Here is an 11961-nt window from a genome sequence, read left to right as displayed (position 1 = left end):
CCGCCCGGTGAGGAGAGTGCTCCTCGCCGGGCGGCCTTGCCCCTGTCCGGGGATGCGCGGGAGCCGAGGGGTCTCCTCGGCTCCGCGTGCGCGTCAGCTGCTGCCGTCGCGCTGCCAGCTGTAGAACTGCTGGGCCATCGCGTCCTTGGGGCTTCGCCAGGTCTCCGGGTCGTAGGCGCTGACGTAGGCGGACAGCTTGTCGCTGACGGCGCGGAATTCGGGGTGTTCCGTCACCTTGGCGATCTCCGGGCCGGGCGGCCGGTCGGATTCGATGAGGTGCAGATACACGTCACCGAACTGGAAGAGGGTCCGTCGCGAGACACCGACCAGGTGGGGCAGTTCCGTACGGTCGGAGGCCTTGAAGACCTCGGCGATGTCCGGAGCCGAACCGGGTGCCATACGAGCGACGATCAGAGCGTGATGCATCAGGGGTCCCTTCGTTGCCGCCGGGAGGCGGTCCGAACGCGGCCTGGCGGGCCGTCAGCTGACGGTGGTGGACCGGAGCTCGCGGTCCCGCTGTTCGATCCGGTCCCGGATGAGCTCCATCTGGATCCGGGAGTTGCGGTTGATCATCTCGGTCATGCCCTTGTCATCGACCGGGGCGTCGGGCTTCATCGCGAAGTCCTGGGTCCAGTGCATCGAGGTGCCGCCCGGGATCTCGGCGTACTTCCAGTGGATGTCCATGTGCGCGAACGGGCCGGTCTCGACGCGGCGGGCGCGCACCGAACGGTTCTGGCGGTCGACGACCCGCTCGGAGACCCAGCTCCAGACGGTGCCGTTGTCGTCCGGGTGCATCGTCAGCCGGAAGGTGGTCTTGTCGCCTTCCCTGGACAGCACCTCGACCGAGGCGTACTCGCTGAACAGCTGCGGCCAGTTCTCGATGTCGTTGGTGATGTCCCAGACGAGGTCGAGGGGCGCCGCGATGGTGATGTCGTTCTCGGTGTGGCCAGGCATGTCATGCTCCTGTCGTAGGCACGGTGTCGTTGGCGGTGTTCACGAGGGCGAGGAAGTCGCGCGGCGTCTTGCAGCGCTCCGCGTCGGTCGGCATCGGCCGGCCCTGCCGGTTCTCCAGCTCGCCCACGATCCCGAGGAGCCCGAGCGAGTCGAGGCCGAAGTCGGCGAACGTCGCGTCCTGCCGGTTCGTCAGCTCCTTGGGGTCGACGGTGAGGCCGGCCGCGGACTTCATCAGCGCGGCCAGCTCATTGAGCGTCAGTTGAGCGGTCATCTGAGGTTCTCCTTCTCATGAGGGGGACCCGGAGCCCTTCCGCAGCACCAGCGCCGCGTTCGAGCCCATCAGTCCCCGGCTCAGCACCAGCGCCGTCCGCAACTCGGCGGGGCGGGCCCGGCCGGTCACCACGTCAAGGTCATGGCAGACGTCGACGACGTTGGGGGTGGGCGGCACGACGCCGTACTCCATCGCGAGCACCGCGGCCGCGGTGTCCAGGACGGGGGCGCCGCAATACGCCCGGCCGGTGCCCGTCTTGGGAGCGGTCACCGGGACCTGCGAGGCGTGCCGGCCCAGGGCGTCCGCGAGCGCCAGCGCCTCGGCCCGGTCGGCCGCGGGGACACCGAGCGCATCCGCGAACACCACATCGATCTCCTCCGGGGCGCACCGCGCATCCTCCAGCGCGCCACGGATCGCGTGGGCGAGCCCGTCGCGGGACTCCTCCCACAGGGAGGCTCCGGTGAAGGTCGCGGCATGCCCGGCCAGCACGGCCCGGACACTCGCCCCGCGGCTCTCGGCCGCCGCCTCCTCCTCGACGATCAGCATCGCGCCGCCCTCGGCGGGCACGAATCCGCAGGCGCCGCTGGTGAACGGGCGGTAGGCGCGGGCCGGATCGTCGAGCTTGCTCAGATCGTCGTAGCCGAGCTGGCAGACGACCGAGTAGGGGGCCAGTGGTGCCTCGGCGGCACCCACGACGACGGCGTCGGTGCCGCGCCGGATGGTGCGGCCGGCATGCGCCAGGGCATCCAGACCGCCCGCCTCGTCGCTGGCCACGACGCCGCACGGCCCCTTGAAGCCGCCACGGATGGAGATCTGTCCGGTGCTCGCCGCATAGAACCAGGCGATGGACTGGTACGGGCCGACATGGCGGGAGCCCTGGCCCCAGAGCCGTTGCAGCTCCCGCTGGCCGAACTCGCCACCGCCCGATCCCGCGGCCGTGACGACCCCCACCGCGAACGGTGAGTCGTTGTAGTCGGCACGGCCGAGACGGGCGTCGTCCAGCGCGAGGTTGGCCGCCGCCATGGCGAAGTGGGTGAACCGGTCGGTCTGGACGAGGTAGCGCTCCTCGATCAGATCCGCCGGGTCGAAGCCCCGTACCTCACCGGCGACCTTGAGGGGCAGATGTTCACACCCCTCACGGGTGACGTGGTCGAGGACACTGATGCCCTCCACCGTCGCCTTCCAGAAGGTCTCGGTGCTCACCCCGTTGGGGGCGATGACGCCGATGCCGGTGACGACGGAACGACGTTCTTTCGGGGAGCTCATGTTGCCCTCCCACCCTGTCGGGTCAGTACCACCGCTGACTGGAATCCACCGAAGCCGCTGCCGACCGAGAGCACCGAACGCAGCGGCAGCTCCCGGGCCGTCTTGGGCACATAGTCGAGGTCGCACTCCGGGTCCGGAGTCTCGTAGTTGGCCGTCGGCGGCACCACCTGGTGGGTGAGTGCCAGCACACAGGCCACGATCTCGATCGCGCCGATCGCTCCGAGCGAGTGGCCCACCATGGATTTGATGGAACTCATCGGCACCTGGTGGGCATGGGCACCCAACGACCGCTTGACGGCGGCCGTCTCGTGCCGGTCGTTCTGCTGGGTTCCCGAGCCGTGCGCATTGACGTAGTCCACCTGGGTGGCGTCGATCCTGGCGTGGCCGAGTGCGCGGTTGATCGCCTCGGCCATCTCCAGGCCCTCCTGGGTGAGGCCGGTCATGTGGTACGCGTTGCCGAAGGTGGCATAGCCACGTATCTCACAGTGGATGGTCGCTCCGCGGGCGCGGGCGTGTTCCAGCTCCTCCAGGACGAGCACGGCGCCGCCCTCACCCATCACGAATCCGTCGCGGTTGGCGTCGAACGGGCGGGAGGCGTGTGCGGGATCGTCGTTGTTCGCCGAGGTCGCCTTGATCGCGTCGAAGCAGGCCACGGTGATCGGGGAGATCGGCGAGTCCGAGGCGCCGGCGATACAGACATCGACCCGGCCCTCCTCGATGGTGTGGAAGGCGTAGCCGATGGCGTCGAGGCCGGAGGTGCAGCCCGTGGAGACGGTCTGCACCGGGCCGTGGGCGCCGATCTGTTCCGCCACCGCGGAGGCGAGCGAACTCGGGGAGAACGCCCGCTCCAGATGGCGGCCGGCCGGCCGGTGGTCCACATCCCACCGGGCACCGTGGCTGCTGACGGCGACATAGTCGTGTTCGAGACGCGTGGTGCCGCCGACCGCGGTGCCCAGGGACACCCCGATGCGCCAGGGGTCCTCGGCCTCGGTGTCCAGGCCGGAGCTGCGCAGCGCCTCGTTCGCGGCGACCATCGCGAACTGGATGTACCGGTCCGAGCGGGCCACCTGCTCCTCGCTCAGACCGTGGGCCGCGGGATCGAAGTCGCACTCGGCGGCGATACGTGAGCGGAAACCCTCGGGGTTGAAGAGGGTGATGCCACGGGTCGCCGTACGGCCGGAGGACAGCAGGTCCCAGAAGGCGGGCACACCCACGCCGCCCGGAGCGACGATGCCGACGCCGGTGACCGCCACGCGGCGGGTCATGACACCGGCTCCGTGCGTTCCGGTGGCGCGGCCGGTGTGCTCTCCTCCGAGCCCTCGGTGTCGACGTGTCCGAGCTCGGGGCGCGGTGCCAGCGGGCCGAGGTGGAAGACCATGCGGGCCTCTTCCTTCCCGACATTGCGGAAGCGGTGCCGCATGTACGGGGGGATCAGCAGACCCTGGTCCGGGCGCAGCGGGTGCGGTTCCCCGTCCAGGTCGACTTCGAGCGCGCCCTGCACGACGTACACGAACTCCTCGGAGTACGGGTGGTAGTGCTCGCCGATGCGCTCGCCGGGCTGCACGAGTGCCATGCCCATGAAGCCGCTCGTGGCGCCCACCGCGCTGGGTGTCAGCATGGCGCGCAGATCACCTCCGCGCCGGCGGTTGGGCTGGGTCTCGCTGAGGTCCACGATGCGTGGGCGGTGCGTGGTCATGGCTGTTCCTCCAGGGGCGTGGTGCCGGCGGTTGAATGGGGTGAGAGGCCGGGGGCGTCAGGCGCCCGGTGCCCGGCGGTCGGTGATGAGCGCCATGTCGGAACGCTCCAGGAAGCGCGTGATCTCGCGGTCGTTCGACAGACCGCCGGCCACATCGGTGTCGATGAGGCGCCGCAGCACGGCCGTCTTGCGGGGGCCGCGTACACCGAGCGACAGCATGGGGTCGCTGTCGACGGGGATGCGCAGATCGACCATCCGGACCACTACGTCGTCGCGCTGGAAGATGGTGCTGCCGGCGACGGGACAGGACGGGTCGTCGGCGGCCAGTTCGTCCTGGCGGGCCAGCATCCGGGCCAGCGCCATACCGCAGCCCTCCTTGGCCGGGTAGTACAGCGCATGCCGGCGGATGCCGTCCGGCTGCTGTCCGCCCGACGCGACGTGGTGCACCGCGGGCAGTGCGGCGCGGGTGAAGAACACCCGGGCGGAGTTCGGGTCGCTGAGGTCGCGGTCCTGCTCCAGATACGGGTTGATGGCTTCCTCGACGGCCCTGACCTCGGGCTGCTGGGAGATGTGCCGCAGCGCCGCGACGAGGTCGCCCTGCACCTCGACCGCGCGCACGACGCGGTTGCCGTGCATGAAGAGGGAGGTGCGGCGGAGCCTGGTGGTGTCGTCGACCCGGGCCTCCGGGGAGGTGTACCCGGCGAGGATCTCCGCGACCATCGATTCGCTGCCCGGCTTCACGGTGAAGGTCAGCGCGTGCCGGACCACCCCGTCGCCGACGCGGGGGTTGGCCTGCAGCCGTCCCTTGGGGGGCTCGGGCGCGAGGCTGGCGATGTTCGAGGTCTCGCGCAGCACGCTGAAGCGCAGCGAGCGGGTGTCGCGGACACAGCCGTGCAGCGGCTGGACCATCTTGACGTGTTCCTCGCTGTTGACCCAGGCCAGGAACGGCGGTGCGCTCTCCCATTCGCTGGTGATGAGCCACTGCGAGGGGTTTTCGATGGACTGGCACAGCTGGTCGGTGATGTGCCCGGGGACGGACGCGACCTGGTTGCGCAGGTGCTCGTAGGCTTCCAGGAAGTCCTGCTGGGCTCCCTCGTGGAGATCCAGAAGCAGCACGACCCGAAGCCGCGAGCCGTCGAAGGCTGACTGGGATATTCGTTCCGACAGCGTTGTCATCGTCTACGCATCTCCTTCGGGGCCCGACGGCCCCAGTGGTGCGTCGTCAGTTCCGGTGCGATCCGGTGACTGAGCCGGATGGTGGGGGCGGCCTGCCCGGTGTCCGGGGGCGTCCCGGATTCGATCGTGGCCGGGACCCACGGGTGGCGCGAGATCTGTGAGCCATGCAGGTGAACCGTGATCGAACAGGCCCTCAGCCGGGCATTCGTGCTCCATCTGCCGTACACGCCCCTGGAGCTGGAGCACGCAATGAATCCCACCGCCGAAGACCGGGTTCCGGTACTCATCGTGGGCGGGTCCCTGGTCGGCCTGTCCGCGTCGCTGTTCCTGGGACGTCTGGGTGTCCGACATCTGCTGGTCGAGAAGCACTCGGACACCTCCCGCCACCCGCGCGGGCGGGGGAACAACGTCCGCACCATGGAGCTGTACCGCGTGGCCGGCGCGGAGCAGCGGATCCGCGAGGCCGCCTCGACGCTGGCCGACAACCACGGGATCCTGCAGGCCCGTTCACTCACCGGCGACGACCAGGAGTGGCTGTTCAAGGAGATCGACCCGGGCGGCGGGCTGGCCCGGTTCAGCCCGTCCGCCTGGTGCCTGTGCAGCCAGAACGACCTGGAGCCGGTGCTGGTGCGCTGCGCCCGTGAGCTGGGCGGTGACCTGCGGTTCTCCACCGAGCTGAGCTCCTTCGAGCAGGACGCGCAGGGCGTGACCGCGGTCCTGAGGAACCGGGAGACCGGTGAGCAGAGCACCGTGCGCGCGGACTACCTGATCGCGGCCGACGGCCCGCGCAGCCCGGTCCGCGAGCGGCTGGGCATCGGGCAGACGGGTCCCGGCGACCTGTTCCACAACGTGAGCATCACCTTCCGCGCGCCGGAGCTCGCGGACGCCGTGGGCGACCGCCGCTTCATCGCCTGCTACTTGACCAACCCCGAGGCCGACGGCGCCCTGCTGCCGGTGGACAACCGGGCCGAATGGGTCTTCCACGCCCCGTGGCACCCGGACCGGGGCGAGACCCTGGAGGACTTCACCGACGAGCGGTGCATCGACCACATCCGCCGGGCAACGGGCGTACCGGACATGGCAGTTGAGATCACCGGCAAGGCGCCGTGGCACGCCGCTGAGCGGGTCGCCGAACGGTACGGGACCGGCCGGGTCTTCCTCGCCGGCGACTCGGCCCACGAGATGTCCCCCACCGGGGCGTTCGGCTCCAACACCGGCATCCAGGACGCCCACAACCTCGCCTGGAAACTCGCCACCGTGCTGAACGGCTCGGCAGGCCCCGGACTGCTGGCCTCGTACGAGGCGGAGCGGCAGCCGGTGGCGCGGGAAACCAGTGCCCGTGCCTCGGCCCGCTCCGCCGAGCACAGCCACCCGGGGTACGCCCCGGCGCCCGGTGCGGGCGGCGGCCGGCAGCGCGGGGTGCTCACCGTGGCCCTGGGGTACTGCTATCCGCAGGGCGCGGTCGTCGGCGCCGACCCCGAGCTGCCGGTGGTGCCCGAGCAGATGCGGCTGACCGGCGAGCCGGGCACCCGCGCCCCGCACATGTGGCTGCAGGCCGCCGGCGAGCGCCGCTCGACCCTCGATCTGTACGAGAAGTCCTTCGTCCTGCTGACCGGCTCCGACGGCGAGATGTGGCGCACCGCGGCCAAGGGCGCCAATGAGGAGTTCTCCCTGGGGCTGCAGTGCTACATGATCGGCACCGGGCCGAACGACGACCTGGCCCCCGCGGAGGACGCCGACTGGGCCGAGAAGCACGGGACGACGCCGGAGGGCGCGGTGCTGGTGCGCCCCGACGGCTTCGTCGCATGGCGCGCCGAGGGGCGGGTGGCCGACCCCGAGGCGGCGCTCCGGGAGGTCCTCGCCTCGCTGCTCTGCCGGAGCTGACCGGCCCGCCCGGCCCTGTTCGAACGGCAGGGGCCGGGCCGCACGGCACTCAAGGCTACTGATGACGGAGGGGCCGGCGGGACATCCGCCGGCCCCTCCGGCGCGCGAACGTATCTTCTGCCTGTCACCACCGCAGGGGCATCTGGGGGCCGTCCCGGCCGCGTCCCGCAACTCGGGGGCCGATTTCCGGTTGAGTCCGGGCATGGACGCCAAGAAGCCCGCCGCTCACCCCTTTCAGCGCATCTCGCTCCCCCGCCAGCCGCCGCCGCTGCCGCCCCCTGCTCCGCAGGCGCGCCGCCCGGCCGAGGAGGAGACGCCGATCTTCGATCAGCTGCTCAAGGAGTGGCGCTCGGGGGAGCTGCGGCCGGTCGTCTCCTGGCCGGTGGACGATCCGGGGAAGATCCGCGCGGGCGGCGCTGTTGGGACGGACGAGGGACGTCCCTATCCGCGGAACCGCGACGAGGAGCATGACCGTGAGCCTGTACGACATTCCCCTGCGCACCCTGACAGGTGAGCCCGCTTCACTCGCCGACTACCGGGGCAAGGCCCTGCTGGTGGTGAATGTGGCGTCCAAGTGCGGGCTGACCCCGCAGTATTCGGGCCTGGAGCGGCTGCAGCAGCGCTACGGGGACCGTGGCTTCCGTGTGCTGGGCTTCCCCAGCAACCAGTTCGCGGGCCAGGAGCCGGGCACCGCCGAGGAGATCGCCACCTTCTGCTCCGCGACGTACGGCGTGAGTTTCCCGCTGTTCGAGAAGACCGAGGTCAACGGCGCGGACCGGCACCCGCTGTATGCGGCGCTGACGGACACCGAGGACGCCGAGGGGGCGGCCGGCGACGTCCAGTGGAACTTCGAGAAGTTCCTGATCGATGCCGAGGGCAAGGTCGCGGGCCGCTTCCGGCCGCGGACCGAGCCGGAGGCCGAGGAGCTGGTCACCGCCATCGAGGCGGTCCTGCCGGCCTGAGCCGGTGCCCGCGCCGCCGGTCCGCGGGGCGGGCGGCGTACGGGGGCGCGGGTCAGGCAACGGCGGTGCCGGCGCCGTCCGTGACCTCGGACGGTCCGGCGGCGCCGGCGGCCGGTTCCTCGGCGCCGTCCCCGTCGGACACGATCTCGAAGGTGCCGTTCAGCCCGGTCATGCGCAACAGCCGCCCGACACTCCCGCCGCGGGTGACACCGGTCAGCCGCAGCCGGCCGCCCCGCTGCCGGGTCCGGTAGCGGGCGCGGCTGAGCAGCGACAGACCGGCGCAGTCGATGAACGTCACCGCGCGCACATCGAGCAGGAGATCGGCGCCCTGGACACCGGTGAGGTCGTCCAGCCGGTCGGACAGCACCGACACGGCGAGGATGTCCAGTTCACCGCGGAGTTCCAGCACGGTCGTGCCGCCTGCCGCGCGGCTGGGTCCCACAAGTCTCGGGTAGTACTGACCTTGTTCCACTTGATCCATCGGCCCGGCCCACTTTCGTGCCGAGGCGCGGGATATGGCCACGCGTCTGCGGCGGAGACGTTCGGTAGGTGTGGGGGGCGCCCGGCGCAATCCGGGCGGGTCGGCCCGTTTCCGGGTCGTGGGTGGTGCGTGGTGTGTCGCCTGTGTTCCTGCGTTTCTGCAGCTGTCCGTAGTTGTCTACGGCTTACCCGCAGGCCGCGGCGTCCAAGTCCCAGCGGCCGGGACATCTGAAGGTTGTCTCAAAGTCGCCCCTTGCGGGCGTGGCCGAGATAGGTGACCAAGGGTTTGCTCCCAGGGGCGAGCGCAAAGCCGACCATGGCTTCGAGCACATCGTCGGTCACCCGGCCGGCGCGGCGGGCCCGTACACCCGCAATCAGACTGCGGACACCGTGCGGCCTGAAGTCGCAGATCCCGCCGTCGGTGAGACCGTGGCGCGCCAGCAGCGCGGCGACTTCGGACGGTGTGCGCAGCCGGCTCGCGGCATACCGGCCGGCCGGCACGATCCGGGTCATCGGCAGGCGCTGGAAGCCCACGAGGTAGACCAGCCGGGACACCGGGGTGCGGTTCACCGTGTCGTAGACGAGTACGCCGCCGGGTGCGAGGGCGCGGGCGGCCTGTTCGACCACCCGGTCGGGGGTGGCGGTGATTTCCAGGGTGTCCGCGAGATAGACGAGGCCGAAGGCCGCCTCGGGGACGGCCGGCCGTTCCGCGGGTGCGGTGCGGTGCTCGATGGTGAGGCCGTCGCGCTCCGCGGCCGCCCGGGCCAGCGCGCTCGCGGACTCCGACGGATCGACGGCGGTCACCTGGAAGCCGAGGCCGACGAGGCCGCGCGCCAGCAGTCCGCGGCCGCTGCCCACGACCAGGGCGCGTCCGGACCGTGGCCGGCCGAGGCGTTCCAGGACGCCGGAGGTGTACGCCAGTCGTACGCCCTGGAAGGCGGCCGCCCGGATCTGCCGTCCGTCGACCGTGTCCGGGTCGGCGGAGTCCAGCGCGATCAGCCGAGCGCTGCCCATGGCGTTCTCCCCTCGGTAGTCGACCACCCCGGCGCCTTTCCGGCCGGTGCATGACGCGTTCCCTGAGGGAACTTAGCAGCCTTAGTTCCCTCAGGGAACTTCGGTACGCTCACACCATGACCCGCACCCCGCTGGCCGACGTGGCCTGCTCGATCGCCCGCGCCACCGACCTGTTCTCCGACGCCTGGACGGCGCTGATCATGCGTGACGTACTGACGGGGATCGGCCGGTTCGACGAGCTCGCCCACGACCTGGGCATCTCCCGCAAAGTCCTCACCGTCCGGCTGTCGCGGCTGGTCGAGGAGGGCGTCCTGGCCCGCGAGCGCTATCAGGAGCGGCCGCCGCGCGAGCATTACGTGGCGACCCGGAAGGGCCGGGAGCTCTACCCCGTGCTGCTGGCGCTGATGAACTGGGGCGACCGCTGGTACGCGGGCGAGGCCGGCCCCCCGGCCCGTATCCACCATCTGAGCTGCGACCGGGACACCACGATGGTGGCCGTGTGCGGACACTGCGGCGAGCCGCTGACGACGGACAACACCCGCCAGATGCCCGGCCCCGGCGGGCGGACCGGGCCCGGCACCCAGGTGATCGGCCCCCTGATCTCCTCCCGTGCACCTCGCTCGGACACCGCATCCGAGCAGCTCGAATAACACACTTTCGGGCGAATTAGACTGTCCGGAACGCCGGAAAGTGTGAGGTGTGCCCTGAAGCCGTCGGACCCCGCGGGAGAACTCCCCGAACGGACCGCGCAGAGCCTGCGTGCGCTGGCCGGGGGGCCGATCTCCCGGCTTCCGCAGCTCCTGGAAGCGATGGCGGCGGTCGGCTCCGACCACGATCTGCGCCGTGCGCTGGACCGTATAGCGGAGACCGCCGCCTCCCTCACAGGTGCGCGCCATGCCGCCGTCGGCATCCACGACGAGGACGGCGGGCCGGGCGACCTGATCGCCCACGGCGTCTCCCCCGAGGCCGAGCCGTCCGCCGGGGCCTCGCTGGAGGTGCCCATCCAGGTGCAGGGGGAGCTGTTCGGCACGCTGTATCTCGCGGGGAAGGGTGACGGCGAGGAGTTCGGCGAGGGGGATCTGCATCTGGTGCGGGTGCTGGCCACCGAGGCCGGGATCGCCCTGAGCAATGCCCGGATGCACTCCGCCGCCCGGCAGCGGAGGCGCTGGATCGACGGCGCGGCATCCGTCACCACGGCACTGCTGGCCGGGCCCGAGACCCGCTCCACGGCCACGAACGCCCTCACCGTCGTCGCGGAGCAGGGCCGGGAGCTGGCCGAGGCGGCGACCGGAGCGGTCCTGCTGCCGCACGCCGAGGGCGGTATGGAGGTGGTGGCGATCTCCACCGTGCTGCCGGAAGCCGTACGGACCGAGGCCTTTCGCGGCCGGATCCCGCCGGAGAGCCCGGTGCTCCACCAACTGCACGCCGGGCTCGCCGTCTTCTCCGACGACTTCGCCGCCGACCCCCGCTCGGTCTCCCCGCTGTCGCGCCACTACGGCCCGACGATGCTGCTGCCGCTGCGCAGCCACGGGCGGGTGCTGGGCGCGCTCGCGCTGTGCCGGATGTCCGGCGACCGCCGCTTCAGCCACCCCGAACGGACGTTGGCGACCCAGTTCGCCGCCCAGGCCGCGGTGGCGCTGGTCCTCGTCGACCGGCACCGGGACCGCGAGCGGCTCGCCGTCTTCGAGGACCGCGACCGTATCGCCCGCGATCTGCACGATCTGGTCATCCAGCGGCTGTTCGCCACCGGAATGCTGCTGGAGACCGCGCGGCACAAGGCTGTGCTGCCGGAGGTGCGGGACGGGCTCGGCGGGGCGATCGACGAGCTCGACGCGACGATCCAGGAGATCAGGACGGCGATCATCGCGCTCCAGCAGGGGCCGTCGGAGGCGCCGCCCGGTCTCCGTACCCGGGTGCTGCGGGTGGCCGGCGCGGCCACCGCGGCGCTCGGCGGCCGCCCGTCGGTGCGGTTCGCCGGCCCGGTCGACGCGCGGGTCGACGACCGGAGCGGCCGGGAGCTGGTGGCCGCGCTCGGTGAGGCGCTGGCGGCGGTGGAGGCCTCGGCGCCTTCGCAGCCGGCCCGTGTGTCGGTCGTCGTGGACGCCACCGCCACACTGCCCGACGGACGGGCGGGCGTACGGCTGACGGTGAGCTGTCCGGACGGCGCGCATCCGCGCCTGACCTGGGAGCGCCCCCTCAAAGGCCGGTCCGGCTCCTGATCCGCCGGACGGCACGGCCCGTTCGGCGGGACGGTCGTG

Annotated in this window: 14 protein-coding genes; 5 read left to right on the top strand and 9 right to left on the bottom strand. The window is 71.5% G+C overall.

The features are described 5' to 3' along the window. Positions 1-93: 93 nt before the first annotated feature. From SLV14N_RS35580 to SLV14N_RS35550, 7 genes are read right to left on the bottom strand one after another with little or no spacing between them, the layout of a single operon-like run. Entirely contained in the window at positions 94-426 is a 333-nt protein-coding gene (locus tag SLV14N_RS35580) for a TcmI family type II polyketide cyclase (protein WP_018091674.1), read from the bottom strand. 54 nt (positions 427-480) lie between these two features. Continuing rightward, entirely contained in the window at positions 481-954 is a 474-nt protein-coding gene (locus SLV14N_RS35575) for an SRPBCC family protein (protein ID WP_018091673.1), read from the bottom strand. A 1-nt stretch (position 955) separates the two neighbouring features. Next, a complete protein-coding gene (locus tag SLV14N_RS35570; RefSeq protein ID WP_018091672.1) occupies positions 956-1225 on the bottom strand; it encodes an acyl carrier protein in 270 nt (89 codons plus the stop codon). A gap of 15 nt (positions 1226-1240) precedes the next feature. Further along, complete coding sequence (locus SLV14N_RS35565; RefSeq protein ID WP_109887866.1) at positions 1241-2491, bottom strand: ketosynthase chain-length factor; 1251 nt, start codon at positions 2489-2491, stop codon at positions 1241-1243. After that, positions 2488-3756, bottom strand: a complete 1269-nt coding sequence (locus tag SLV14N_RS35560; RefSeq protein WP_208686743.1) for a beta-ketoacyl synthase — start codon at positions 3754-3756, stop codon at positions 2488-2490. Before SLV14N_RS35560 ends, SLV14N_RS35565 begins: the two co-directional genes overlap by 4 nt. Then, the gene (locus SLV14N_RS35555) at positions 3753-4187 is read right to left on the bottom strand and encodes a cupin domain-containing protein (RefSeq protein ID WP_018091669.1); all 435 of its coding nucleotides are present in this window, start codon (positions 4185-4187) and stop codon (positions 3753-3755) included. The genes SLV14N_RS35560 and SLV14N_RS35555 overlap by 4 nt, the downstream gene beginning before the upstream one ends. Before the next feature lie 57 nt (positions 4188-4244). Beyond that, entirely contained in the window at positions 4245-5363 is a 1119-nt protein-coding gene (locus SLV14N_RS35550; RefSeq protein WP_127149525.1) for a SchA/CurD-like domain-containing protein, read from the bottom strand. A 249-nt stretch (positions 5364-5612) separates the two neighbouring features. Between SLV14N_RS35550 and SLV14N_RS35545 the strand changes: the two genes are divergently transcribed. The 3 genes from SLV14N_RS35545 to SLV14N_RS35535 all read left to right on the top strand — a co-directional run bounded on the left by SLV14N_RS35545 (position 5613) and on the right by SLV14N_RS35535 (position 8209). Beyond that, positions 5613-7247: an FAD-dependent monooxygenase gene (locus tag SLV14N_RS35545; protein ID WP_208688261.1), complete on the top strand. Its 1635-nt coding sequence runs from the start codon at positions 5613-5615 to the stop codon at positions 7245-7247. 202 nt (positions 7248-7449) lie between these two features. Beyond that, positions 7450-7761, top strand: a complete 312-nt coding sequence (locus SLV14N_RS35540; RefSeq protein ID WP_018091666.1) for a hypothetical protein — start codon at positions 7450-7452, stop codon at positions 7759-7761. After that, a complete protein-coding gene (locus SLV14N_RS35535; protein ID WP_208686741.1) occupies positions 7721-8209 on the top strand; it encodes a glutathione peroxidase in 489 nt (162 codons plus the stop codon). The genes SLV14N_RS35540 and SLV14N_RS35535 overlap by 41 nt, the downstream gene beginning before the upstream one ends. Positions 8210-8261: 52 nt before the next feature. Here the strand turns inward: SLV14N_RS35535 and SLV14N_RS35530 are convergent, their stop codons facing one another. Both SLV14N_RS35530 and SLV14N_RS35525 read right to left on the bottom strand, forming a co-directional pair. Beyond that, entirely contained in the window at positions 8262-8651 is a 390-nt protein-coding gene (locus tag SLV14N_RS35530; RefSeq protein ID WP_208686739.1) for an STAS domain-containing protein, read from the bottom strand. Positions 8652-8929: 278 nt separating this feature from the next. Further along, positions 8930-9703, bottom strand: coding sequence for a methyltransferase domain-containing protein (locus tag SLV14N_RS35525; protein ID WP_208688260.1), 774 nt, complete (start codon positions 9701-9703; stop codon positions 8930-8932). 116 nt (positions 9704-9819) lie between these two features. Here SLV14N_RS35525 and SLV14N_RS35520 point away from each other — a divergent pair, with 116 nt between their 5' ends. Further along, complete coding sequence (locus SLV14N_RS35520; RefSeq protein WP_208686737.1) at positions 9820-10353, top strand: helix-turn-helix domain-containing protein; 534 nt, start codon at positions 9820-9822, stop codon at positions 10351-10353. A 42-nt stretch (positions 10354-10395) separates the two neighbouring features. Next, positions 10396-11922, top strand: coding sequence for a GAF domain-containing protein (locus tag SLV14N_RS35515; RefSeq protein ID WP_208686734.1), 1527 nt, complete (start codon positions 10396-10398; stop codon positions 11920-11922). Positions 11923-11961: the final 39 nt, after the last annotated feature.

It is taken from the genome of Streptomyces sp. Je 1-4 4N24 (assembly GCF_026239515.1).
GTDB classification, from domain to species: domain Bacteria; phylum Actinomycetota; class Actinomycetes; order Streptomycetales; family Streptomycetaceae; genus Streptomyces; species Streptomyces nigrescens.
This window is presented reverse-complemented; position numbering and strand designations above follow the sequence as displayed.

Bases quoted from the DNA above. Each gene is read 5' to 3' on its own strand.
- SLV14N_RS35550 (WP_127149525.1), bottom strand. From the start codon at position 5,363: ATGACAACGCTGTCGGAACGAATATCCCAGTCAGCCTTCGACGGCTCG.
- SLV14N_RS35545 (WP_208688261.1), top strand. From the start codon at position 5,613: ATGAATCCCACCGCCGAAGACCGGGTTCCGGTACTCATCGTGGGCGGG.
- SLV14N_RS35580 (WP_018091674.1), bottom strand. From the start codon at position 426: ATGCATCACGCTCTGATCGTCGCTCGTATGGCACCCGGTTCGGCTCCG.
- SLV14N_RS35560 (WP_208686743.1), bottom strand. From the start codon at position 3,756: ATGACCCGCCGCGTGGCGGTCACCGGCGTCGGCATCGTCGCTCCGGGC.
- SLV14N_RS35575 (WP_018091673.1), bottom strand. From the start codon at position 954: ATGCCTGGCCACACCGAGAACGACATCACCATCGCGGCGCCCCTCGAC.
- SLV14N_RS35520 (WP_208686737.1), top strand. From the start codon at position 9,820: ATGACCCGCACCCCGCTGGCCGACGTGGCCTGCTCGATCGCCCGCGCC.
- SLV14N_RS35525 (WP_208688260.1), bottom strand. From the start codon at position 9,703: ATGGGCAGCGCTCGGCTGATCGCGCTGGACTCCGCCGACCCGGACACG.
- SLV14N_RS35555 (WP_018091669.1), bottom strand. From the start codon at position 4,187: ATGACCACGCACCGCCCACGCATCGTGGACCTCAGCGAGACCCAGCCC.
- SLV14N_RS35570 (WP_018091672.1), bottom strand. From the start codon at position 1,225: ATGACCGCTCAACTGACGCTCAATGAGCTGGCCGCGCTGATGAAGTCC.
- SLV14N_RS35565 (WP_109887866.1), bottom strand. From the start codon at position 2,491: ATGAGCTCCCCGAAAGAACGTCGTTCCGTCGTCACCGGCATCGGCGTC.
- SLV14N_RS35540 (WP_018091666.1), top strand. From the start codon at position 7,450: ATGGACGCCAAGAAGCCCGCCGCTCACCCCTTTCAGCGCATCTCGCTC.